Genomic DNA, 24,773 nt, shown 5'->3' with positions numbered 1-24,773 from the left:
AAAAGGTAATTTTTTTCATAGTTAATAATTAGATTATGAATAAGCCGCCCTCGTTTTGGATTAGGGGGCGGTTTTAAAAAAACAATCCATATTTTACTCCCCTTTTTCTATGCACATTATGTGCAAGCCCCTTTTCATTTTTTGGAAAGGGGCTTCTTATTTCCATACAGTCCCAATAACTGCCAACTTGCTATTTTAGCAAAAATAATTGTCTGCTTTCCCTGCTTAGTAACTACTTTTACCGTGTAAAAATAGTTTCGTTTCATGTATCGGTTTTGTACAATAGTGTTACTGCTGCTTTCGGGTGTTTCCATATCACAGGAAAGCAATATCTCAGGTCTTTTGGCCCAGGCAGAAGAAGTGCTCTATTCAGACCCACAGGAAGCAATCCGTATTGCGGAATACATTTCGGAAAAATCTGACCAACCGGCAGAATTGCTGCAGGCGGCCTATCTTCTCACCCGCGGTTTTTATATAGAGGGAAAATATAACCAAGCCTTAAAAATTGGGATGAAATTTTCCGAGGAAGAATTGAAAAGTGATCGTGGCATACAAATCCAGCTTAATATTCTCCTTGCAAAATTACTCAAGGACCTTGAAATTAATTCGCTTGCCGTAAAATATAGCGATAAGGCTAAAAACTCATTAAAAGCAGATAGCGATACCCAAAATTGGGTAACGGGCAAGATTATTCAATATGGTTTAGAAAAAAACCAAAAGGACAGTCTTCCGGCCCCCGACCAATTTTATAGTGCAAAAAGCAAATTCAAAAAAATTACTTCTTCGCAGTATTCTTTTCAAATTGGAAATATTGACCTCGATTTGGCCGAAATTTACCTTCGTAAATTTCAGTTGGATTCTGCTGAAGTCTATCTTTCAAGTGCATTCCGCGAAAGCAAAAAAGAGAAATCCGGCAATTATCTGGAAATGAAAGCGCTTATCAAATACGGTGAGTTTCTCTTTCTGAAGAACGCACATGCCACAGCTATTGACACGTTGAACGCCGCGATGCTACTTGCCCAAAAATTCAGCAATCTTCCCGAACAATACAAGGTTGCCCAGGCTATTTCCGAAAATTACTTGGCCCTCAACAATTTAAAAGAGTTCAACAATTACAATCAGAGAGCCGATGAAATAAGCACCGCAGTGGGCAATGCCGAAAATGATGCGGTAAATACGGCATATAATATTTTTAACAGTAATGAAACAAAAAGATTCACCTTGTTTCGCGCCAATGCTAGATGGCAACTGTTTATTCTGGGCGGAATCCTGTTGCTGCTACTGCTGTTTTGGGGATTCACAAAACTGAGGTATCGAGCCCGGATAAACCAGTACCGAAAATTTATAGGATATTTGGAAAAAAGGAAAGAACCAAGTACAACTCCCGCCCCGCCCGCAATTGATACTTCTAAAACCCTGAACATTCCCAAAGAGACAGAAGAACAATTGTTGGTAAAATTGGAGGAGTTTGAAAATTCATTGGATTTTATCAATAAGGAAATTTCGCTTTCGCGGATGGCACTTCAGTTTGAAACCAATACCAAATACCTGTCTGAACTGATAAACGCCCACAAGCAAAAAAATTTTAATACCTATATCAACGAGTTGCGGGTTAATTACATAACGGACAAGCTGAAGAACGACCCCCAATATTTACAATACAAAATAAGCTATTTGGCCAAAGAAAGCGGATTTTCGTCGCATAGTGTTTTTGCCACGGTATTCAAATCAGTCACCGGAATTTCTCCCACTACCTTTATAAACATATTGCAAAACAAACAAGAAAGCCCCGCGGCTTAGTATTTTAATGATGAAAAGAATAATTACATATAATTTCTATTTCTTGATCGGAAGTTTTGTTCTTTTCACACAAGTGCTTTCGGCCCAAAAAAATGCAGACAGCATTATTGATTTTGCAACGAACCAAATTTATGAAAACCCGAACCTGGCCATTGAAACCGCACAAGCGTTATTTGATGACAGCGAATCCACAACTGATATTAAAGTGCGTGCGCTCATTGTCATTTCCACGGCATATTCATCAAAAAGAGAATACGAAAAGTCGTTGGAATATTCCCGCCATGCTATGGATATGCTGCCAAAAATCCAAAATATAAAACTGAAAATAAGGCTCCTTAACCGGGTGGGCGGGCAGTACCAGGAATTGAATGTTTACGATAAAGCCTTGACCTATTTGGACGAAGCCTATAAATTACTTGAGTCACTTCCGGAAAGCACTAATAAATTGGAAGCCATGGGTTTCAACAATTTGGTGCGTGGGTTTATTTACAGAGAGCAGATGAGTTGCGAGACAGCTCTGGATTATTTTAACCGCTCCATTGAAGCCTATCAGAAAATATCGCCCGAGGTAAATAAAAACTCAAACCTGAGTATTGCTTATTACAATAAGGGAAACTGCTTAATTACTACAAATAAAATAGACGATGCGGAAGCCAGTTTTCTGCAAGCAATAGCTTATGCCAAAAAAAACAATGCCAAGAGCCTAATAGCTTTTGCCCAAAAAGGACTTGCAGAGGTTTATACATTAAAGGGCAACAACCTTATGGCCATCGACCTGCTCGAAGAAGCACTTCAAAATTCAGAAGAAGTGGGAGATAAAATTCTTAATAGATCCATTTATCGCGCATTGGCCGAAAATTATTTAGCCGAAAATGACTTAAAAAACTATTCCCTATACCACGACAAAAACCTATCCATCCATAAAGAAATAATTAAAACTGAACGGAAGACCATTGACAGTTCCATTCAAAATATAATAGAAGTAAACTCCAAAAAAGTCGAAGACCTTCAAAATAAAAATATCTTGTTTCGAGCCCTTCTCATATTCGTCATAGTCGTTGTGATTGTATTTCTGATCCGTTTAATTTCTTCTTCAGAAAAGACGCTAAAATCCCTTAAACAGGAATTGAAGTTTTAGTTTCTAAGTAATAAGCCAAAACCTCCGCTTTCTTCAAAATTTTACACCAAGCTGATTATCATAATTTTAAAATTTTAATTCTATAGGAATTCCGAATTCCGAAAGACTCTTTCTTTCATCATAGTGTTTAAAAAATTACTTTCGGACTTCTAAACTAAATCTATTTAAAAACAATTAACAATGAAAAAAATTACCTTTTTAGTAAAAAGCATCTTCGCGCTGAGTCTACTTATGGGAGTAGCTTCTATGGAGGCTCAGGTAGAATTCAAATTGCAAACGGAAATGTTCACGCGCTTCAATGACGTGAATGATAACGGCCAAGGCGTTACCACGAGCCAATATTACGATTTTGCAACCAATGTACTCACTGATATGGAACCCGAAGCTACGGGTCTTACATCCATAAACAACAATGGCGATGTTTCGGGCCAAATGTATTTTGATGAGCCAAATGGCATTATGCAGCCCGCGGTCAAAAAGAATGGAACATGGACACCAATTGGCTGGTTTCCTGCTTCAAATCCGGCAGAATCAGGTTTTACGACTTATGGCATTTCTCCAAACAGCAAATATGTAACCGGCCAAATGTCCATTGGTTGTTGTGATTTTGGTACTTTTTTATACGATACCGATACAGGAGAACTATTTGACGTTTTTGACCCTAACGGCGAAACCTTGACCGGATATGCGGTGACCGACGATGGTACTATGGGCGGTTGGTTAGATCAGCCAAATGGCGGGGGAACTTTAAGGGTCCCTGCTTTTTTCAATAAAGATGGCGACATCACTTTAATCCCTGATGGTCAACTACCAACTTTCATTACGAATTCAATTGTCGATATAAACAGCGCCAATGTAATGGTTGGCGATTTTGATGGCCAGCCTTTTATTTATGATTCAAATACCGCTACGTTTACAACCTTCGATACCCCAGAAGGCAATGGCGGAACTTTCACGAGCATTTCAGACAATGGTATCGTAATAGGCTATGAAGATGTTGATTTTCAAGTAAGGGAAGCGATTATCTACCATCCCGATTTAGGGCCTCAACCGCTATTTTTAAAAGATGTTCTTTCAGATTTGGGGGTAACCATTGGCACAGCCGATGGCAAATTGGGAACCGCTTATAAAATATCTGACAATGGAAACTATGTTGCGGGATGGGTAAATGGCCCACCAGTATTCGCCGAAGGTTGGATGGCTTATTTGGACGATAGTATAATTTTGGGCACACAGGATATTTCGCAAAACACAGTGTCCTTCTATCCAAACCCGGTTCAAAACACACTTCATTTAAATTCAAAAGAAGCGATTGATGCTGTAAGTATTTATACAGTTACGGGACAAATGGTTTCCAATGTAACCTTTAATGAGACCCGAACTGAATTGAATCTTTCAAGCTTGGCCAGCGGCGTTTACCTTGTAAAGGTAACCAGCAATGGCAGTGTGGAAAATTTAAAAGTGGTGAAACAATAAGCAGACTCCCTAATTCTTAGCACAACCGTGCTAGCCCCTTTTCATTTTTTGGAAAGGGGTTTTTTTTTCATTGAAAAGTATGAAACTATCTTAGTAAAGTAATTTTAACTCACACTATAATGATTATTGAAGTGAAACATTGCTGTAAGTAGAATTGATTGTAATGGTTTTGTTGGAAGTGTTGTTTTGGTTATATCCCTTGACTAAAACCCTGTCTGCACTTTTGGATTCTTTGAGCTGAAGTGATTTTGGATATTTTAGTGTAGATTTCTTTCCATTAAAATAAAATGAAAACGCACCAATAGGCACCTTTACTTTTGCATCGGTGTTTTCCAAACTGATGTCAATTGTTTCAAAATCATTAGAAATTTTAGCGATGCTCAAATCTCCAAACGAACCGGAAAGGAAGGCTTGATTGTTAATATTCCCGATACGTACATCGCTGGAATTGGCATTTAGGATTATATTTTCGGTGCTTTCAATGGAACAGTTATCTACAAATTTCACGTTCAGCACACCTTGTTTCCAAGTTTTTATAACAACTGGGGCATAAGAAGCACTGATGAGGGTTTGAACCCCATCAATGCTGTTTGCCTTAAAAGATGTATAGTTTAAATCTGCTTTCAGATTATTTGCATCTGCCATTTTTAGATCACCATGACGAATGTTTACATTGGTTTTGGCGTTTTTGGGAAGCCTGATGATAATAGTTTTTTTAGCATTTACACTGCTCATATTTTTGCTTCCACTTCCTTGAATAATCACGGAAGTGCCGTGAGGACTTTTGGTTACAGTCTTGGTGTAATTGGCACCCTCCTTTTCATATTTCTTTTCTATCTCTTCTGCCCAAGCCTCCATTTTTTTCCCGTAAGCCTCTCCCCATGCTTCCATGCTTTTTCCGAATGATTCTCCCCACGCTTCCATTTTCTTACCGTAGGCTTCGCCAATGCTGTCCGCTTTTTCATCATCCCAAGATTCTTCAAAACTTTTGCCCCACGCTTCCATCTTGTTCTCGAAATCCTTTCCAAATTTCTTATCCATCTGTGCTTCAAACTTTTTCATGTAGCCTTCTTCATCTTTTTGATAAGCTTCATAATCAAATTGAATATTGCCAAGATTTTCTAACAAATCGGCTGGAAGGGGTGGCACTTTTATGTTTTGGATCATCGGCATAACCATATTTTCCATCAAGGGACCTATAAAATCCATTGGTGGCATATCGTCAATTGCAAAACTTTGGTTTCCAGAGTTGGAGGTTATACTCACTTTTTTGCTGTTTCCGCTAATGTCCAGATCCCAATTTTTCATTAAATTCTGTTTCTCTTTTTCTGAAAGTTTTTCACCTTCAATATAGGCTTCTACTTCTACTTTGTTTTTGTTCCAAGTTTCAAAAACGATGTTTGTATAGGAAGTATTCACAGATACTTCCACATTATCGGCTACATTAAAACTTTCCACATATTTATTTTGTGAGTAGTTTACAGTGCCAATCAACAATAGCAAAAGAGTTGCTATTTTAAGTTTGTATAGCTTTAAATTCTTCATTGTCTTGATTTTTAAGTTCTTTTAATTTGTTTTTTAGTTTGAACAGCAAATCCAAACGCATTTTCAAATTATCTATCAACGCAGTGACGGTAGTCTCAGTAGGACCAACTTTGTTTAACTCAATATTTAATGAGTTGTATTCTTTGTCCAACTCTGCCAGTCTTTGCATATAGCCGTTTACTAAATCTCTGTTTTCATCGGTAATTTTTAAGGATGCCAACTGAACGTTGATACCTGACATATAATATTCCTCTACCTTTTTAAGGTCTGGGGAAATATCGGCCAGGGTGAGCTTCGGCTTAGTATTGCTATCCACATTTTCAGGTTTGTTGTCCACAATAGAATTGTTTGGATCATTACTAATTTTGGAATTCGTTTTTGAAAGTTGTTGGTACCCAAAAAAGCTTACAGTAATGAGTACCACAGCTACTGCCGCAATTTTCAGCCACTGAAATGAAGTGCTTTTTTCTTTAGAAATGTTTTCCGAAAAAGCCTTGTCCAATTTTGATGCAAACCGTGCTTCATGACCTGTTGGTAGCTCCATTGGTTCCGGAGTGTAGTTCTCAAACATTTTTTTAATATCCCGTGCCATAGCGCAAGTGTTTTAGTTTTTCTTTCAATTTTGTCTTTCCGCGGTGCAGGTATGTCCGCGATGCATTTTCAGAAATCTGCAGTATTTCTGAAATTTCCTGATGATCATACCCTTCAATTAAAAATAATTTTACCGCAGTTCTATAATTGTCTGGCAGTTCTTCAATGGCAGCCAATACTTCTGAAACCGTCGTTTCATCGGCAATGGACCAATCAGCTTCTGCTTCAACAATCGCAAAAACTTCGTCATTTATGGATTCCGTTTCAATTTTTCTAGTCTTGATTGTATCTAAGCAAGTGTTGATTACAATCCTTTTCAACCAAGCCCCAAAAGTGACGTCTCCTTTAAACTGGCTCAGTTTTTTAAAAGCTTTAATAAAAGCTTCCTGCATCGCGTCTTCCGCGGCCGCGGTGTCCTTTAAATACCTTTGGGCTATTGCAAACATACCGTCACTATATTTTCCATAGAGCGCCATCTGCGCCTTACGGTTGCTCTGCTTACATTGCTCGATGAGTAATAAATCGGACAAACTTGATGGTTTTTTTGGTTGCTGTTCCCTTAAAAGACGACAAAAGAAATTAGTTGTTGCAAGTTTTGAATTTTTTTTTGAAAAATTTTATCAAACCCCAATCTAAAAAATTTCGTATATTAGGCAGATAAGCTGGTTCGGGTTCTTTTAAAAATAGGCAATACAGTTTTTCTCCCCCTTGAAATTTTTGGCACAAATTATGCCTATATAAATACATAATTTAGTTTATAAAATACTGTTATCTTCTTCATAAAAAAAGTGAAGATTTTTTAAAACAGTTGTTTTTTGTGCTAAATTTGATAAAACCATCCATTATGAAAAAGAAATACGCCGATTTTGACAAACTAAACCGTTTATTGGTAGCCTGCTTTGAAGCAGAAAAATTATACTATAACGCTGCCCAAGACGCCCAAACCACCGATTTAAAAAGGTTTTTAAACTACATGGCCGTTGAGCGCAACCGAATGAGCCACGACATTTCCAACGAGCTTCACTCACGCGACATTGAACCTTTAAAAGAAGATTCTGAAAAAGGAAACTTGGACCGCACTTGGCAGGAAATAAAAGAAGCGTTGGAGCATTTTGATGCCGAAGCCATTGTTAATTCTTGCATAAGCCGAGATAGAAACAACATCAAAAGATATGATGAGCTTTTGGAACGCAAGGAATTGCCAGATGGCATTCTTGAGCTTCTGGAAAAACAGAAATATCAATTGGAGTGGTACATCAAGCAAGCCGCGCAACAGCCTAAGAAAAATCCTTTTGTGGAAACAAAAAAAGAAGATCCAAAAAAAGAAGATGAAGGTGGGAAGGTGATAAACCTAAAAGCAATGTAAAAAAGAAAAGCCCTGAATTCAGGGCTTTTCTTTTTTTATAAATATTTAAATAATCTGTTTATTCGTCTAACAATAAATTTAGGTTTACAGTAATATTATCCTGGGTTGCTTTTGAAAAAGGACATATTTTGTGGGCATTCTTAATTATACTCTCGCCCGTTTTTACATCCACCCCCGGCAGATAACAATCCAACGTTGCTTCTAAAAAAGCACCATCTTCATCTTCACAAAAACCGATGGTTGCCGTAATACTGAAGTCGTCTGAAAGTTCAATTTTCTTCTTTTTAGCAATCACTTGCACTGCCCCACCGAAACACGCAGCATAGGCTCCGCCAAAAAGTTGTTCGGGATTAGTGCCCTCTCCTCCATCGCCACCCATACCTTTTGGAACAGAAAGAGCCAAGTCCAGCTTGCCATCATCAGTATTTAAATGTCCTTTTCTTCCGCCTACCACAGTAGTTGTTGCTTCATATAATGTTTTCATCTTTTCTATTTTTTGATTAAATTCAAGTCAATATACTACCGAAAACTGGCTTTTTAAAAAACATATTCATAAAATTGTCCTAAATTCACGCTGTGGCTGCAACCAAAAAAAATACAAGTGCTTTAAATGAAAAGGAAGGCGTTTCGCAACCCGAAACCCTAAACAAGGAAATTGTAAAGCATCTTAAAAACCTCAAAAAGAAACCTCAAGCTGTTGGGGAATTGATTTCAGGAATCTTATCCCAAAATCAGGCAGCCCTTAGCCGAGCCATCACCATTATTGAAAGCACGGCCCAAAAACACCAACAACAAGCAAAAGAAATTATTGAAAACTGCTTGCCGCACGCTAACAAATCCATCCGTATCGGGATTACGGGCGTTCCCGGCGTGGGTAAAAGTACTTTTATTGAAAGTTTTGGAAAGTTGCTTATTTCTGAAGGGAAAAAAGTAGCTGTTTTAACCGTAGATCCCAGCAGCAGCATTAGCAAAGGCAGCATTTTAGGCGATAAAACCCGAATGGAAGATTTGGTAAAAGAAGAAAACGCTTTTATCCGTCCTTCCGCAAGTGGCGACACCTTGGGAGGCGTAGCACGAAAAACCCGGGAAACAATAATCCTTTGTGAAGCGGCCGGTTTTGATGTTATCTTGATTGAAACCGTTGGCGTTGGCCAGAGTGAAACTGCCGTCCATTCCATGACCGATTTCTTTTTATTGCTAAAACTTGCTGGTGCTGGAGACGAACTGCAAGGCATAAAACGAGGTATTATGGAAATGGCAGATTCCATAATCATCAACAAAGCTGATGGCGAAAACCTAAAAGCGGCAAAATTGGCAAAGACCGAATTCAATCGTGCGCTTCACCTCTACCCAGCAAAGGAAAGTGGTTGGGCACCAAAAACACTTTTGTGCAGTGCTATTAAAAACGAAGGTATTTCTGAAATTTGGGATGTTATTTCCAACTATTTCGAAACCGTAAAAAGCAACGGCTATTTTCAGTATAAAAGAAAAGAGCAGAACAAATTCTGGTTGTTACAAACTATTGAAAGCCGTCTAAAAAGTGAGTTTTACGCAAATGCTACCGTGAAAAAAGAACTTGAAAAACAATTGAAAGCTTTAAATGAAAATAAAACGACGCCTTTTGAAGCTGCAGAAAAATTGCTTTCAATTAAAAACAATTAAAAGATTATTCTTTTTTTAATCGTTTCATAATATCTTCCATCATTTCTACCTGAACTTGCTGAATATTGAGTAATTCCTGTTGTTGGTGAATAATCAAATGATCCAGTTTTTCGTGCAACATGCGAATTTCGAGCTCAGATTTTAGGTTTATCATATAATCCTGTTTGGCGCGCTCGCGATCTTTTTCTTCCTGCCTGTTTTGGCTCATCATAATCACTGGAGCTTGCAACGCAGCCAAACATGAAAGAATTAAATTCAGCAAAATAAACGGATAGGGATCAAATGCTTTGCTGGCTAAAAAAATGATGTTGATGCACATCCAAACGAGGATAAAAGCACCAAAAATGATAATGAATTTCCAGCTTCCTCCAAAACTTGCAATTTTATCGGCTAACTTTTGCCCGTAAGTGAATTTTGCCGAATCTTCCTCCAAAATTATTTTAGAGGAAATCGCTTCTTGATTTTGAATGGTTTCCAAAACATCCTTTTCAAGTTCCCCAAGTTCACCAACCTCATCCAATAAATATTCTGAAATATATTTTTGCCGGTATTGGTTTAATTCTGAAACTGGGATATAACTATTATTCGTAAAAGAGGGATGTTCCTTTTTTATTAAATCGAAAATAGATTTGCGAATGGTCTTGGCGTGCATTTTTTCGCTTTCGGGAAATTCCTTACCCGAAATACTGCTTACGAATGTTTTCATCTGTAGAAAATATTTAAGAAAGCGGAAGATGGAATGTCCCTATTTACATCTTCCCTTGGTTTATAAATCATTAATGGACATTTCATATCTACGAAATCTAACGTAAAAACAGGCTATTATAAAACACAGACGTTCAAGTTCTTTGGATGAATTGCTATTTCAATTTTTGGCTCTTTCGGAACAAAAAACTCTCCGTCTTTTTGTGTTTTCAAAATAATATTATCCACACTTTTAATTTCCAAAGAAGTAATTTGTTTAAACCTAACCTCCTTTAGCCAGTGATGTTTTTTAAAAAGAAACAGCAAAGTAAATATGAAAAGTTTAAAATTTGAAAGCTCGGGAACGATAACCAAATCCAGCAATCCATCCTGTAAAGACGCTCTCGGGGTCAAACTCATTTTATAACCCATCTCGTTGCTATTTGAAACAAAAAGCAGAAATGGGGAAATCAATTCTGTAGTTTCGTTGTATTTAAGTTCCACCACATTTTTATAATGGTATTTTTTTAGCGTCCGTAGCGTGGATTGCAAATAACTAAAAAGTTGTCGGGTAGTATTTTCCTCAAAATCTGAAATTACGTGCGCATCAAAACCAACGCCTGTATTGCTGAAAAACGGTTCGCCATTTATGGTTCCCGTATCAATAGCAATGATATTTTGGTTCTTAATAATGGCGAGCGCCCTTTTTATATTTTTTGAAATTTTTAGATTGGAAGCCAAACCGTTGCCCGAACCCATTGGCAAAATTCCAAATATCACCGATGTATTCACCAAACAGGAAGCCACTTCGTTAATAGTGCCATCACCGCCACAGGCAACAATAATTTCTGCTCCTTCATCAATAGATTTTTTCGTGAGCGCTGTGGCATGAAGCACAAATTCTGTTTTCTTTATTGAAACTGAATATTCCGTTTTCGGAAAATATGCTTCCAGCAAAGCCTCGGAAAGTTCATTTTTTCCTTTGCCCGCAATGGGATTTACAATAAAATGAATATTAGTCCTCAAGTCCTAAACTTTTCAGCTTCAACCCACCGTTTGAAAATAGATAGTCCGCGGTTTGATAGTTTGAAATGATTTCTTTTAAGAAAGCTTCGTTTTCCTTTAATGGAATAAGTTCGTTACTTTCCCGATTCCATTGATAATAGTTCGAAATTTTTTGATCGCCCAAAACCATTACTTTATCATCGCCTTTTAATAGCCCTAGTTTTCGGTACGTGCCAACAAAAGCACGTTCTTCCTCGGGCTTCATTTTTAAAACATCGGTACCGTATAAATTGGAGTTATAGTTCCAATTTAGCAATGAAAACAGTGTTGGAAAAATATCAATCTGCGAAGCCATTTTATCAACCTTTTTTGGTAAAATGTTTGGCAAGTTCAACATCAAGCCGGGAATATGATAATTTTTCACATCAAGCTCCTGCCTTCCAGCGCTGGAAGCACAATGGTCCGCCATAATTATTATTACCGTGTTTTTGAACCATTCTTTTTGCTTGGCTTTCCTTAAAAATTCGCCAATGGCATAGTCTGTATATTTCACCGCTCCGCTCCTGCCCGAGCCCGATGGAATATCAATTTTCCCTTCAGGATACGTATATGGACGGTGGTTTGAGGTCGTCATCACAAAATCGAAAAAAGGTTTGCCAGCACTGTGGGCTTCATCGGCAACTTTTATTACTTTGTTGTAAATATCCTCATCTGCAATTCCCCAAGCATTTTCAAAAGTTACTTCTTCATCCTCTATGTTTGTTCGGGTTGTGTTGATGCTTTTATCAAGTAAAAAACCTCGACCGCGATCCACAATATTAAAACCGTTTCCTCCAAAAAAACTGTTCATATTATCAAAATAGCCATCGCCGCCGTAGAAGAAATTCCGAGTGTAACCTTTCTGCTTAAAAACCTCACCAATGGTGAAAAGATGCTGATTGTTTTCACGTTTCACAATGCTTCGGCCCGGTGTTGGTGGAATTGATAAGGTTATTGCTTCCATACCGCGTACAGTTCGGGTTCCATTTGCAAAAAGATTGTTGAAAAACAAGCTGTGGTTTGCCAAGGAATCCAAGGTGGGAGTAATGTTTTCGGTATTACCAAAGCTGCCGAGAAATTTTGCGCTAAGACTTTCCACGCAAATAAAAATGACGTTTGGTTTCTGTTCGGGTAGTGAATCTATATTTGAAATATTTCTGTAAATCAATTCCTTTTCAGGGAAAAGAAGACTGTCGCCGTGTTTTCTGAATTCAGAATTAACTTCGGCAAAGGCATCTTTTACGGGAATAGTTTTATAGAAATCAGTAAACGAAAGTTCATTGTTCTGAAAAGCCGCAAAGAAGGAATAGATTCCTGTTTTAGCAATTTCGTTATTGTAGCGGTTTTCAAATTGTTCGGCATCCTTGTTTTTTACAAATAGCGCAAATATTACGGCAATAGCTATAAAAAAAGCCGTTGGCAATAACTTCTGCCTAAAAGTGGTTTCGTTGTGGAATGTTTTCTGAAAAATGCCTTTGCGTTTCGTCATAAAAAGAAGAAAAGCCGTCAGCAGCAAAATACCGCCCACCAATAATGGAATTGGGTAAGATTCGTTGATGTTTTTTATTACTTCGTAGGTATAGATTAAGTAATCAACCGCTATAAAATTGAAGCGATTTTTGAATTCTTCCCAAAAAGTTATTTCCGCAAAAAAGGAAAAAAGAAAAATAACGAGACCCAATGTATAAGCAAACCAAGTTATAATTCTATCAAATAATGATCCGTACCATTTCTTTGGAAAAACCAATAAATACAATGCATAGGGAATTGCAAAAAAGGAAACCGTACCAATATCAAAAAGAAAACCGATAAGTAATGTATTGCCAATTTTAAAGAAGGAAGTATCTACTTCGGGCAACATCCAAAAAGTAAAAACTAGACGGATAATGGTTGAAAGCACAATAAAAGTACCAACAAAATACCATAAAAGCAGAAACCTTTTTGGTGAAAATTTTGAGAATAATGTCATAATTAAAGTTGGTTAGTTTTATTAAAACGAATACTTAATTCGCTAATTATAAGTTTATTAAAAACTATTTCTGAACCATTCCGTTTGTGCCAACAAACCTTCTTTTAAAGTAGTCTTTGGGTTATAGCCAAGCAATTTTCTGGCTTTGTCAATATTCGCTTTGGTTCGCGATTGGTCACCAGCGCGCGGTGGTTTCTTTTCGGTTTCAATTTTTGTCTGAAGAATTTCTTCAACAGTAGCTATTCCTTGTGCTGTGGTACTTTCGGTCTCGGTTCCCAAATTGAAAATCTCGCCGTTGCAAATTGTTTCTTTTCCAATAACGCTCACAATTCCGTCCACAATATCCTGCACGTAGGTAAAGCTGCGCAAATGTTTTTCGCTTCCTTCAAAAAGAGGAAATGCCTTATTGTTCAAACCACAATCAATCAATCGGGTATAAAGTTTGTCTGGCCTTTCTCTCGGGCCATAAACGGAGAACAAACGGAAAGATGTTCCCTGTAATTTCTTTTCGCGGCTTTTTGCAAGCACCAATTGTTCCGCAGCAAGTTTTGTAACGCCATACCACGAAGCAGGTTTTGGCGGAACACTTTCAGGAAAAGTAGCCTCCAAACCGTAAATTGAAGAAGTAGCAATATTTACAAAAAATGGCTTTTTGGGAAAATTTTCTGCAAACTCAAGCAGGCGTTGGGTTGCCAAAATATTATTAGTGAAATAATCCTCAAATGTGGAAGTATTGGAAATTCCGGGATGCGCGGCAAAATGGAAAATATAATCGAAGTCGCTTGGAAGTTTTTCAGCTAAATCGTCGCTTCTCAAATCAACTTGAAGTATTGTAATATCCTTATCTGAAAGTGCTTTGGCATTCAGTTTTTTTAGGGAAACATCATAATAGGGCGAAAAATTATCGATACCAACAACCTCGTGTCCAAGGTCTTTCAATCTTTCCGAAGTATGCGAACCTATAAACCCCGCAGCACCTGTAATTAAAATCTTCATAAAATTAATTTCACATGCAAAATAACATCTTTTTTAACGTTCTGCGGTATTCTTCAAAAAAGAAATACTTTTGCAGAAACCTTTTCAAAAATCGAAATGTACGAATTCACCATAATTGTGCCCGTTTATAACGAAGAAGAAAACCTGCAAAGGGTAGAAAAGGAACTACTGGATTACACAAAAATAGCAACCAAAAAAACTTCCATTCTTTTTGTTAACGACGGTTCCAAGGACAACAGCCAAGCGTTAATTGAAGAAATCTGCAATCGCAATGAAGCTTTTCATTTTATTTCGTTTAAGGAAAACAGAGGTCTGAGCGCTGCTATAAAAGCGGGATTTGATACTGCCGAAAGTCCGTTGGTTGGTTATATTGACAGCGATCTGCAAACGGCGCCGGAAGATTTTAATCTTTTGTTGGAACACATCGGCGAATACGATTTGGTAACAGGTGTTCGCGCCGACAGAAAGGATAAGTTTGTAAAAAACATGTCGTCAAAAATTGCAAATGGTATTCGCCGCGCTTTTACGCACGACGGCATGGACGATACGGGTTGCCCATTAAAAGTAATTAAAACAGATTACGCCAAACGCATTCCAATGTTTAAAGGACTTCACCGCTTTTTGCCTGCGATGATTCTTTTACAAAACGGAAAAATATTGCAAGTTCCCGTGAAGCATTTTCCGCGAATGGCAGGCACCGCAAAATTTGGACTTTGGAACAGATTGATAGGTCCTTTGATGGACTGCTTCGCTTACCTTTGGATGAAGAAAAAATACATCAACTACGAGATTAAAAGTAAAGGATGAGCAACTGGATTGTGTATGGCATTGGCTTTTTGGCACAAATCCTTTTCAGTGGAAGGCTTATTGTTCAGTGGATTCTTTCCGAAAAAAGCAAACGCATCATCACTCCTTCCGCTTTTTGGAAACTGAGTTTATTGGCTTCTTTTTTATTGTTTGTTTATGGGCATTTGCGCGATGATTTCGCCATTATGCTCGGCCAAGCATTGACGTATTATATTTACATTCGAAACTTACAATTGCAGGGTGAATGGCAGAAATCGCCAAAATGGTTGCAGATCTTTCTTTATATTTTTCCAATTCTTGTGGTGGTTTACGCATACAATAATGGCGAATACGACATTGAAAAACTTTTCAAAAACGACGCAATTCCGCTGTGGCTGTTGCTTTTAGGAATTATTTCCCAACTAATTTTTACGTTGCGGTTTGTGTACCAATGGATGGTTTCCGAAAAAACAAAAACCTCACAACTGCCCGTAGGTTTTTGGCGTATGAGCGTTTTGGGAGCATCCTTAATCTTAACATACGCTATCTTCAGAAAAGATCCGGTACTTTTTGTTGGCCATATTGCTGGGTTGATAATTTATGTTCGCAATATTTTCATTTGGAAAAAACAAGTTAGCCATGAAGATTGAAAAAAATTACAAACTACTGCTGTTGCTAACCTGTGCGGCTATTTTCTTCGTGAATCTGGACTCGCTTCCAGTAAACATTATGGAAGCGCGAAATTTTATTACAGCTCGCGAAATGCTTCACGACGGCAATTGGCTTTTAACAACAATCAACGGCGAACCTCGCTATCAAAAACCCCCGCTGCCCACATGGTTAACGGCTTTTTCAGCGGCAATTTTCGGGATAAAAAGTGTTTGGGCACTGCGGCTTCCAGCAGCGATTATGACGCTTTTTCTCGTGCTGTTTTCCTATAAACTTGCAAAAAAACTCACTTCAGAAAAACTATATGCTTTTATCAGTTCACTGATAATGGCAACCTCGTTTTATATTGTTGCCTCTGCCCGCGACGGGCAATGGGATATTTACACCCACGGTTTTATGGTGGTTTGTATCTACCTACTTTATCTATTTTTTACGGAAGAAACCCACAAATATAGAAACGCGCTTTTGGCCGGACTTCTCTTTGGCTGTTCGTTTTTAAGTAAAGGCCCTGTTTCCATGTACGGTCTGCTCCTGCCCTTTTTGATTGCTTTCGGAATTGTTTACAAATACAGAAATTTTAAATCGCGTTGGCTTCCGCTTTTTGCATTCTTGGCAGTAGCTTTCATTGTTTCTGCTTGGTGGCATTGGTACACGCTTACATTCGATCCCGCTGCGGCTGAAATCACCAAAAAGGAAACGACCAATTGGATAAGCTATGAAATAAAGCCATTTTATTATTATTGGAGCTTTTTCACACAAAGCGGCGTTTGGACGATTCCCGCATTTATTGCATTGCTTTACCCTTACTTAAAAAATCGGGTTTTCAATAAAAAAGCATATCTGTTCACCTTTCTTTGGACGATGCTTTCGGTAATTCTACTTTCGTTGATTCCTGAAAAAAAGGCGCGGTATCTTTTACCAGTTATGATTCCGATGGCATTAAACACTGGTTTTTACATTGAATATCTTTTCCGAAGATTTAAAGAATTGAAAGATAAAAAAGAAACAATTCCGGTTTATTTTAATTTCGGACTGATTGCTTTTATAGGAATAATTTTTCCCATTGGTGGCTACATTTTCTTGAAAGATGGCCTTGCAGGAAATTGGGTTTGGTTTGTTTTGCTTTCCCTTGTTCTATTCATCATTGCAATTTTTATGTTCCGAAATCTTTTCAGAAAAAATATTGCAGCTGTTTTTTATTTGACGATTGCATTTATTGTGATGGTTATTTGGTTCGGACTTCCACTTAGCGCTGCAATTACGAACAATGCCGAATACAAACCATTTTCAGAATTGCAAACTTTTGCAAAAGAGCAACATCTTAAAATCTATGAATTTTCAGATATGACGCCTGAACTTATTTGGGATTATGGCGAAAAGATGAAAATTTTGAAAGTAGGCGAAAATGTTACCATTCCTGAGGAAAACCAATTTGGCGTGATGGTTTCAGAGAATAATCACGAAAATTTTGACAATGCATTTTCCAATTTTAAAAGAGAACGAATTGCGCGTTACGATATGAACCCGAAAGGCACTGACAGCAGAACACACAAAGACAGGTTGTATCGAGATTTGTTTATTGTGACAAAAAAGTAATCGCAATTTCACCCCGCGCGCAGTCGAGGGGTTTTTTATTCTTCACAAATCGTCTTAATTTTAGGTATTAAACTTCTTCTGTCCCCATTTCTGAAGCAAGTAAAACAACCAGCCCGTCAATCCGCCAAAAGCCATTCCGCTAACCACATCCAATGGATAATGGACGCCCAAGTAAATTCGGCTGTAACCAGTAATCACAGCCCAAACAAGTAAAAGAAAAGGCAAATATTTATACCATTTTTGAAGGCTTAATCCTAAAAACACAGCCGCAGCCATAGAACTTGCTGCATGTGCCGAAAAATAGCCATACCTGCCGCAACCATCAGCTACAAAACGCATAGCTGCTTTCAGTTCCTCTACTTGGCAAGGCCTTGGACGTTTAACACCATATTTAAAAAGACTGGCTATTTGGTCTGTTGCAGTAATCATCAAGGCAACGGAAACTAAAATCACAAGCATTCCTTTTAAACCATAATTCTTATAAATCAAATAAAGCAGAATTGCATAAATAGGAATCGACGACCATTTTTCAGTCACAAAAAGCCAGAATCCGTCCCAAGAAGTGTTTCCCAGATTGTTTAGAAAAAGGAAAAATTCGGTATCGTATTTTAAAAGTTCGTCGAGCATTATTTTTAATCAATAGAATTCGCAAATTCACAGATTCACCTATTCACCTATTCACCTATTCACCTATTCACCTATTCACAAAAAAAATCAATCTTCGTCGTAAAGTGCTATTTCTCTATCGTAAAACTCTGTGGCCCCTTGAATCAAATTTTCAGCTTCGTTCTCCAGTTCTTTCTGATCTTGGGCATCAAAATCTTCCAACCATTCCACTTCATCGTTTTCAAGATTGATAATGAAACGCGGAAATTCAGTATGTATCACGAAAATCGCCGTTGGATAATCGCTGTTGTCGCCTAATAAATATTTTGGGAAATCCATTTTTTTGGAGTTATGAGTTATAAGTTCGGAGTTATGATTTTTAAAAACAATTCTCTTTTCGCTATTCGCTAATCGCTACTTCCTGCCTAATCAATTTCTTCGAAAGATAATTAAATCTGATGAATAACATGATTCCACTCGCTGAAAGCCCTGCCAACAAACCTATCCAAATGCCCATACTTTCCAGGGAAGTTTCCATACTCAAATAATAGGAAATTGGGAAACCGATTATCCAATACGCTATAAAGCAAATTACTGTTGGTATTTTCACATCCTGCATTCCGCGAAGCGCTCCCAGAGCAACCACCTGCAAGGCATCGGTAAATTGAAATATTGCTGCAATAATCAAAAGCTGTGCAGCTATGGAAACCACTTCGTGATTGTCGGCAAAATCGGTTATACTGTTGTAATCGAGGAATATTTTCGGCAATTCGCCATTAAAAAGTATAAATCCAATGGCAAAAATCAACGATAAAATAGACGTTAATAACACAATGGAAATGGCCACGCGCCGCAATTCCCTAAAGTTTTTCAACCCTTTTTGATTGCCCACCCGTATCATTGCCGCCACGCTAAAGCCCATCGCCACCATAAACGTCATAGAAGCAAGATTGAGCGCAATCTGGTTTGCTGCCTGTGGATTCTTCCCCAGAATTCCCGAAAGCCATACTGCAGAAGTAAAAATAGCTACCTCAAAAAACATCTGCATGGCCGAAGGAAAACCTAGGTTCAGCAGCTTTTTTAGCATTGTTTTACTGAGGGTGAAAATTTTGATGCTAGTAACAAAATACCGGGACTTCTCTTTTCGGCTTAATAAATACCACAGATAGCACACCATCACTACGCGGGATACCAACGTACCGATAGCCGCACCAACCACACCAAGTTCTGGCGCACCAAACTTTCCGAAGATAAACATATAGTTCAATAGCACATTCACCAAATTCGCCACAATAGTTGCATACATAGGGAAACGCGTCATGGACATACCATCACTAAACTGCTTAAACCCTTGAAAAATAATCAACGGAACCAATGATGCCGCAACCAGCGTTAAATAAGGCATTGCCAAATCCACCACTTCCGGCGGTTGTTTCATTACGTACATTAAGGGTTTGGCAAACATTACTGTGGCAAACAGCGCAACCCCCAAAACAATGCACAAAAACAAGCCGTGCTTAAAGGAAGATTTTCCCTTTTCTCTGTTTCCTTCCCCATCAGCTTCTGCAACCAAAGGCGTGATTGCCGTAGAAAAACCAACCCCCAAACTCATGGCCACAAACATAAAACTGTTCCCTAGCGATACAGCCGCAAGCTCGGCACTCCCCAATTGCCCCACCATAATATTATCCACCAAAGCCACCACTTGGTGCCCAAGCATTCCCAAAATTACGGGTGTGGCAAGTTTGGTGTTATACTTAAATTCCTTTGTGTAATCTGAAAGCGCCAAGTTTTAATTTTTGCGCAAAGATAGGTTTTGCGATTTTTAGAATAGCTTTGTAATGTTGAAAAAAGTCTATAAGTTGAGAAGTCGATGAGTTTAGTGGACTAAACTTCTAAACTCATCGACTCATCGACAAAATTCTCAACTCATAACCCATAACTAAATAATGCCTCGTCCAACTCCAAAATCAATCTCCGAAAAAGAAAAGAAAACCAGCGTCAAGGATTCTTTTAAAGCGCTAAAAACCATCCCGCGGTTTTTTAGGGAAATATACCGCAGCAGTCCAAAACTATTTCTGCTGAATACTTTTGCCAGGCTTATAAATGCTTTCACACCCGTGGTTATCCTTTGGGTGGGGAAAATGATTATTGATGAAATCATCCTCCAAGTTTCCCTAGAAGACAAAGATTTCACGATGCTTTGGAACTACGTAATCATCGAATTTTCCGTTGCCGTACTTTCAGATTTGTTGGGAAGATTGATAAACCTAACCGACGGATTGCTGGGCGATTTATACAGCAACGCCTCTTCCGAAAAAATAATCCGAAAAACCAGCGAGCTCACCATCGCCCAACTGGAAGACCCCGAATTTTACGACAAACTGGAACGCGCCCGAACCCAAACCAACAGCCGGGTAGATTTAATGACCAACGCCTTGGGACAAGCCGAAAGCCTTATCTCTATGGTTTCGCTGATTGCGGGATTGGTTTATTTTGAAGCTATTTTAATATTGATACTCATCCTCAGCATCATTCCCTCATTTATAAACGAAGCCAAATTCAGCAGCACGCGATATTCGTTGGCGAGAAGTTGGACCGCCGAACGCCGCGAACTGGATTACCTCCGTTTCATCGGCGCCAATAACCAAACCGCCAAGGAAATCAAGCTTTTCGGTCTAACAGATTTTATCGCGGAACGCTTTAAAAACCTTTCAAACGACTATTACCTCATCAACAAAAAACTCTCGCTTAGGCAAAGTTTTTACGGTTCGCTTTTCAATATTCTCGGCGTGCTCAGTTATTACGGCGCCTATGTTTACATCATCCTGCGGGTGCTTACGGGCGTGATTACCATTGGGGAACTCACCTTCCTTTCCGGTTCCTTCAACCGTTTGCGCAACAATCTGCAGGGCTTCTTTTCGCGCTTTACCCGTATTTCCGAAAGCGCGCTTTACCTTCAGGATTATTTTGACTTTATCGATTTAACTGTAGAGCAAAATGCCGAAGCAAAAACGGCTATGCCCAAAACCATTAAAGAAGGTTTTCAGGTTAACAACCTACACTTCGCCTACGCCGGTAGCGAAACCGAAGTGCTAAAAGGCGTAACTTTTACTTTAAAAGCAGGCGAAAAAATGGCCTTTGTAGGCCAAAACGGCGCGGGAAAAACCACGCTTATAAAACTCTTCCTCCGTTTTTATGAACCGACCGAAGGCGAAATACTTTTGGACGGCATCAATATAAACCAGTTTGATGTAGACGAATACCGAAAACGTTTTGGCGTGATCTTTCAGGACTTTTTTAAATATGAATTCACCCTACGCGAAAACATAGCCGTGGGCAATATAGACCAAGTACAGAATGACGAGATAATAAACTACGCCGCCAGCAAAAGCCTCGCAGAACAAGTAGTGACCGAAATGACAGACGGACTGGAGCAACGTCTGGGCAGAAGGTTTTACAAAGGCACCGAACTAAGCGGCGGACAGTGGCAAAAAGTGGCCCTGGCCCGCGCCTATATGAAGGACGCCGATGTTATGGTGCTTGACGAACCCACCAGCGCGCTGGATGCCCAAGCAGAGTTTGATGTTTTTGAACGCTTTATAGCCCTCACCAAAGGCAAGACCAGCATTATTATTAGCCACCGCTTTAGCACCGTGCGGATGGCAGACCGTATTTTGGTATTGCAGCACGGCCAGGTGCTGGAGCTGGGCACCCACGAAGCATTGATGGCGCACCCAAAACTGTACTCGGAGTTGTTTAAGTTGCAGGCGGCGGGGTATCAGTAAGTTAAAAAGAATATATTTGTTATCAAATTTATATAATCCCTCAATTTTAAAGTTATATGAGAAAGCTAAATTCATCCCATTGGGAAAACGTTGAAGAATTAGAAGGTTTATTATTTTTTGCTCAAGTGATAGATGAAATGCTATTTGATTATACTTTAGACTCCTACAAACCATTAGCTTTAAATTGCAGATTATTATGTGTTGAGTGTTTAAGCACTATTGAAGAGGTTAGAAACGGTTTTATGCCAAAGAAAAATCTTCAATCAATCATTGAAGAATTAAGATGGAGTTTAGATAAAGATTGGGCAGCTAAAGAATTACTGGGGAAAAAATTTGATTTTTACAAACTTCAGCTCAAACCAAATGATATAAAATTAAATGAACTTGAAAACACAATTAGTTTTTTATATAATCACTTCAATGATAAAAAGTACTTAGAACAGATTAAAATAACTTTAAAATCATATATAGAAAATAAGAAAGAAAAGTCTAAAATAAAATATCTAACCGGAAGTTTATTAACTGAATTAATAAATTATGGCTATCATCCACATCATATTGATTACCAAAATTACCAGCATTTTTTTAATTCTTCAAAAAAAAGCAAAATTGATAATATTGATAATTTAAATGAATTTTTTTCCATATTTAATTTTGAATCATCTGAATATACAGTTGTCTTTATTGGAAGTATTTTATTTAAAGAATTTAAAAAAACGCTGAATGGTTATAATATAGTTGTAACCAAAACTTACAATTGTTTTTCTAAAATAAAAGAAGATATTGATTTTGAAAAAAGCAGATTAGATTTAGAATCATTTATTATATGTTCTAAGGTGAAGGATTTAGATCACCATTCAGCAATGGAATCATCTGAAAAGTTTTTGGGACAAGTCACAAACTTATTTAATTTCTTTCACCATAAACAAAAACCTGAAATAAAAGATAAGTGTGTGGTTTCAAGAAACAGTGATAATTATGTTGTAGTTATTGACAAACCAATCAAATCTGTTTTAAAAACTAAAAACGACGAATACCCCGATGTTGCCGCACAATCTGTAGAAAAAGTTTTGGAAACTCTAGAATTACGTCGTGAATCTACCTATAGGTTTTCTAGGAGTATTGATCTTCATAGTGCAGCGTTAACCGCTTCAGCCTTAGAAAATCAAATTCTTGACTTATGGGCAGCTTTAGAAACCTTAATACCAAAATCTATTGAATCTAACCAAGATAGAATTGTCCAACTTTCAGAAAAATTAATTCCTTTTTTACAAATAAATTATATTGAAAAACAATTTAAAGAATTGTTAAGTAATTTAAAGAATTGGAATAAAGAATATTTGGAAAGTTTATTAAACGAAGTAAAATGTGGTATTACAGCAAATGATTTAGAAAAAATTGCTGCCTTAATAACTCTTTCGGATAATAAAAATTTAAGGCTAGAATTATATAAAGAATTAAAAGATTATCCTTTATTAAAAAATAGAATTTATAGCATACATCAATTATTAAATTCCCCTAAAAATATTAAAAAGGCTTTAAAAAATCATGAAATAAAGCTTAATTGGCATTTAAGAAGAATTTATAGAACAAGAAGTTTAATAGTTCATTCTGGTAGTTATCCAACCTACACGCCAATATTAATTGAGCATTTGCATAATTATTTAGATATTTTAATTAGTAAAGTAGTTGAATTAGTTGGTGAAATGAGTATTGATACTCTTGAACAGGTAATATTAGAAGTTAAAATAATACTTGATTATCATAATGATCTGTTAGAAAAGCATATATCTGAAGATTTAACGCTTGAAAATTATAAAGAATCTTTGCTTGGGATTGAATGATTCTGTCCCGTCCTCAAAAAAGTTCCCCCCGATTTCCATGTTTAAACCAAACAAAAATGGTTAAAACTTAAGCCGTCATTTTCACATATGGTTCTTGTCTTTTTATGACGGCACAGACTCTGTGAACAAGCTTGTTCCTTATGTTGTTTATCACAAGCATCTTTGATTTTCCCTCTTCCACCTTTCTCTTAAAATAGCTTTTCATCTCTGGGTCATATGTCTTTGCCGCCAGGGCGCACAAATGCAGCTGCCGTTTAAGGTTTTTGTTTGCCATATTGTTCACCCTCGCCCTTTTCAAAATGCTCGTGCCCGAGGAATGCTCAAACGGCACCACCCCGCAATAGCAGGCCAACTGGCGTGGGTTTTCATATCTTGTAAAGAAGTTGGTGTAAATAGTGAGCTGTAGCGCTGTTATCTTGCCGATGCCCGGAACAGATGTGGCAAGGCCAACCGTCCTGTTCAGTCTGTCATCGGAAAGAACCAGTGCCTGCATCTCGGCCTCTATTCTTTTTATTTCCGCAGTTAGTGTGGCGCTTGTCTTCTTAATATTCTGCTGTGCCAACTTAGCAAGTTCCGGTGCAAACCGCTTGAGCTCATTGGGATATTTGTTCAGGTCCGCTCGGTTCTTTACCAGTCTTTCTCGCACCGTCAACAATATCCTCACCTTTTCAAGAACCTCGGGCAGGGGCTCGTAAACCTCAAGTTCCTCCACGTTTTTCTGCGCGTACTCGGCAATACGTATGGCGTCTATTCTATCAGTCTTTCCGCGCCTTATACCAAGGCTCCTGATTATCCTCAAGGACATTTCTACGCACAGGAAAGCATTTTTCTCCACGAGCTTTGCAATGAGGAGCCTGCCATAAACGCCCGTGTGCTCCGTACAGATCAAGCATTGCGCCAGTGACATTTTTTGGTTCCTTAGCGACCTAAGGAAAGCATTGATGCCCTTCTGGGTATTGTCAAAAACAAAAGAGGCGGGCTCTCCGCCACTTAGCACCGCAACGTCAAAGGTGTCTTTGGAAATGTCGATGCCGATAAAATGTAAAAAATCCTCTTTCTTCATATCTTTGGGTTTTGAGAAGGATGCAACCAAGTATCTGAATTGCCATCGAAACCCTGATAATAGGCCTGAGAACCTGAATTTCCATTTGATGCCCGTTCAGAATAAACCGATAAGGGATTTAATCGGGGGATAAGCCTGAAAGCTTTGCAG

22 protein-coding genes are annotated in these 24,773 nt (G+C 38.1%); 10 read left to right on the top strand and 12 right to left on the bottom strand.

Annotated features, from left to right (window positions below; all coding sequences use genetic code 11):
- Window positions 1–285: 285 nt before the first annotated feature.
- The 3 genes from Q2U82_RS09495 to Q2U82_RS09485 all read left to right on the top strand — a co-directional run bounded on the left by Q2U82_RS09495 (window position 286) and on the right by Q2U82_RS09485 (window position 4,414).
- Entirely contained in the window at window positions 286–1,800 is a 1,515-nt protein-coding gene (locus Q2U82_RS09495) for a helix-turn-helix domain-containing protein (RefSeq protein WP_410004640.1), read from the top strand.
- Window positions 1,801–1,807: 7 nt separating this feature from the next.
- Window positions 1,808–2,938, top strand: a complete 1,131-nt coding sequence (locus tag Q2U82_RS09490) for a tetratricopeptide repeat protein (RefSeq protein WP_410004639.1) — start codon at window positions 1,808–1,810, stop codon at window positions 2,936–2,938.
- A gap of 180 nt (window positions 2,939–3,118) precedes the next feature.
- Window positions 3,119–4,414, top strand: a complete 1,296-nt coding sequence (locus Q2U82_RS09485) for a T9SS type A sorting domain-containing protein (RefSeq protein ID WP_410004638.1) — start codon at window positions 3,119–3,121, stop codon at window positions 4,412–4,414.
- A 123-nt stretch (window positions 4,415–4,537) separates the two neighbouring features.
- Here the strand turns inward: Q2U82_RS09485 and Q2U82_RS09480 are convergent, their stop codons facing one another.
- The 3 genes from Q2U82_RS09480 to Q2U82_RS09470 are packed head-to-tail and all read right to left on the bottom strand — an operon-like array spanning window position 4,538 to window position 7,080.
- On the bottom strand, window positions 4,538–5,959 hold the full coding sequence (locus Q2U82_RS09480; protein WP_410004637.1) for a hypothetical protein: 1,422 nt from the start codon (window positions 5,957–5,959) through the stop codon (window positions 4,538–4,540).
- The gene (locus Q2U82_RS09475; protein ID WP_410004636.1) at window positions 5,931–6,551 is read right to left on the bottom strand and encodes a hypothetical protein; all 621 of its coding nucleotides are present in this window, start codon (window positions 6,549–6,551) and stop codon (window positions 5,931–5,933) included. Before Q2U82_RS09475 ends, Q2U82_RS09480 begins: the two co-directional genes overlap by 29 nt.
- Window positions 6,535–7,080 (bottom strand): RNA polymerase sigma factor, encoded by a 546-nt coding sequence (locus tag Q2U82_RS09470; RefSeq protein WP_410004635.1) that lies wholly within the window; start codon window positions 7,078–7,080, stop codon window positions 6,535–6,537. Before Q2U82_RS09470 ends, Q2U82_RS09475 begins: the two co-directional genes overlap by 17 nt.
- 314 nt (window positions 7,081–7,394) lie before the next feature.
- Here Q2U82_RS09470 and Q2U82_RS09465 point away from each other — a divergent pair, with 314 nt between their 5' ends.
- Entirely contained in the window at window positions 7,395–7,916 is a 522-nt protein-coding gene (locus Q2U82_RS09465) for a DUF2383 domain-containing protein (protein ID WP_068761064.1), read from the top strand.
- 58 nt (window positions 7,917–7,974) lie between these two features.
- Here Q2U82_RS09465 and Q2U82_RS09460 read toward each other — a convergent pair whose 3' ends face one another.
- The gene (locus Q2U82_RS09460) at window positions 7,975–8,400 is read right to left on the bottom strand and encodes an Ohr family peroxiredoxin (protein WP_410004634.1); all 426 of its coding nucleotides are present in this window, start codon (window positions 8,398–8,400) and stop codon (window positions 7,975–7,977) included.
- 92 nt (window positions 8,401–8,492) lie between these two features.
- On the opposite strand from Q2U82_RS09460, the gene meaB reads away from it, so the two are divergent.
- A complete protein-coding gene (gene meaB / locus Q2U82_RS09455; RefSeq protein ID WP_410004633.1) occupies window positions 8,493–9,578 on the top strand; it encodes a methylmalonyl Co-A mutase-associated GTPase MeaB in 1,086 nt (361 codons plus the stop codon).
- A gap of 4 nt (window positions 9,579–9,582) precedes the next feature.
- Here meaB and Q2U82_RS09450 read toward each other — a convergent pair whose 3' ends face one another.
- The 4 genes from Q2U82_RS09450 to Q2U82_RS09435 all read right to left on the bottom strand — a co-directional run bounded on the left by Q2U82_RS09450 (window position 9,583) and on the right by Q2U82_RS09435 (window position 14,271).
- Complete coding sequence (locus Q2U82_RS09450; RefSeq protein ID WP_410004632.1) at window positions 9,583–10,284, bottom strand: DUF1003 domain-containing protein; 702 nt, start codon at window positions 10,282–10,284, stop codon at window positions 9,583–9,585.
- 116 nt (window positions 10,285–10,400) lie between these two features.
- Window positions 10,401–11,288, bottom strand: a complete 888-nt coding sequence (locus Q2U82_RS09445; RefSeq protein WP_410004631.1) for a diacylglycerol/lipid kinase family protein — start codon at window positions 11,286–11,288, stop codon at window positions 10,401–10,403.
- Window positions 11,278–13,275 carry an LTA synthase family protein gene (locus Q2U82_RS09440; RefSeq protein WP_410004630.1) on the bottom strand — a complete coding sequence of 666 codons (1,998 nt, stop codon included), beginning with the start codon at window positions 13,273–13,275 and terminating at the stop codon, window positions 11,278–11,280. The genes Q2U82_RS09445 and Q2U82_RS09440 overlap by 11 nt, the downstream gene beginning before the upstream one ends.
- Before the next feature lie 57 nt (window positions 13,276–13,332).
- On the bottom strand, window positions 13,333–14,271 hold the full coding sequence (locus Q2U82_RS09435; RefSeq protein WP_410004629.1) for an NAD-dependent epimerase/dehydratase family protein: 939 nt from the start codon (window positions 14,269–14,271) through the stop codon (window positions 13,333–13,335).
- Window positions 14,272–14,367: 96 nt separating this feature from the next.
- Here Q2U82_RS09435 and Q2U82_RS09430 point away from each other — a divergent pair, with 96 nt between their 5' ends.
- From Q2U82_RS09430 to Q2U82_RS09420, 3 genes are read left to right on the top strand one after another with little or no spacing between them, the layout of a single operon-like run.
- Window positions 14,368–15,078 carry a glycosyltransferase family 2 protein gene (locus tag Q2U82_RS09430; RefSeq protein ID WP_410004628.1) on the top strand — a complete coding sequence of 237 codons (711 nt, stop codon included), beginning with the start codon at window positions 14,368–14,370 and terminating at the stop codon, window positions 15,076–15,078.
- Complete coding sequence (locus tag Q2U82_RS09425) at window positions 15,075–15,707, top strand: lipid-A-disaccharide synthase N-terminal domain-containing protein (protein WP_410004627.1); 633 nt, start codon at window positions 15,075–15,077, stop codon at window positions 15,705–15,707. Before Q2U82_RS09430 ends, Q2U82_RS09425 begins: the two co-directional genes overlap by 4 nt.
- Window positions 15,697–17,322 carry an ArnT family glycosyltransferase gene (locus Q2U82_RS09420; RefSeq protein ID WP_410004626.1) on the top strand — a complete coding sequence of 542 codons (1,626 nt, stop codon included), beginning with the start codon at window positions 15,697–15,699 and terminating at the stop codon, window positions 17,320–17,322. Before Q2U82_RS09425 ends, Q2U82_RS09420 begins: the two co-directional genes overlap by 11 nt.
- Window positions 17,323–17,382: 60 nt before the next feature.
- Here the strand turns inward: Q2U82_RS09420 and Q2U82_RS09415 are convergent, their stop codons facing one another.
- From Q2U82_RS09415 to Q2U82_RS09405, 3 genes are all read right to left on the bottom strand, one after another.
- Complete coding sequence (locus Q2U82_RS09415) at window positions 17,383–17,949, bottom strand: phosphatase PAP2 family protein (RefSeq protein WP_410004625.1); 567 nt, start codon at window positions 17,947–17,949, stop codon at window positions 17,383–17,385.
- An 87-nt stretch (window positions 17,950–18,036) separates the two neighbouring features.
- Complete coding sequence (locus Q2U82_RS09410; RefSeq protein ID WP_410004624.1) at window positions 18,037–18,267, bottom strand: hypothetical protein; 231 nt, start codon at window positions 18,265–18,267, stop codon at window positions 18,037–18,039.
- A gap of 61 nt (window positions 18,268–18,328) precedes the next feature.
- Window positions 18,329–19,717: an MATE family efflux transporter gene (locus tag Q2U82_RS09405; protein ID WP_410004623.1), complete on the bottom strand. Its 1,389-nt coding sequence runs from the start codon at window positions 19,715–19,717 to the stop codon at window positions 18,329–18,331.
- 160 nt (window positions 19,718–19,877) lie between these two features.
- On the opposite strand from Q2U82_RS09405, the gene Q2U82_RS09400 reads away from it, so the two are divergent.
- Window positions 19,878–21,716 carry an ABC transporter ATP-binding protein gene (locus Q2U82_RS09400; RefSeq protein ID WP_410004622.1) on the top strand — a complete coding sequence of 613 codons (1,839 nt, stop codon included), beginning with the start codon at window positions 19,878–19,880 and terminating at the stop codon, window positions 21,714–21,716.
- Window positions 21,717–21,772: 56 nt separating this feature from the next.
- Window positions 21,773–23,560, top strand: a complete 1,788-nt coding sequence (locus Q2U82_RS09395; RefSeq protein ID WP_410004621.1) for a hypothetical protein — start codon at window positions 21,773–21,775, stop codon at window positions 23,558–23,560.
- Between the two features lie 67 nt (window positions 23,561–23,627).
- Here Q2U82_RS09395 and Q2U82_RS09390 read toward each other — a convergent pair whose 3' ends face one another.
- The gene (locus Q2U82_RS09390) at window positions 23,628–24,623 is read right to left on the bottom strand and encodes an IS110 family transposase (RefSeq protein ID WP_410004620.1); all 996 of its coding nucleotides are present in this window, start codon (window positions 24,621–24,623) and stop codon (window positions 23,628–23,630) included.
- Window positions 24,624–24,773: the final 150 nt, after the last annotated feature.

The organism is Aequorivita nionensis, assembly GCF_046352995.1.
Lineage (GTDB): Bacteria > Bacteroidota > Bacteroidia > Flavobacteriales > Flavobacteriaceae > Aequorivita > Aequorivita nionensis.
This window is presented reverse-complemented; position numbering and strand designations above follow the sequence as displayed.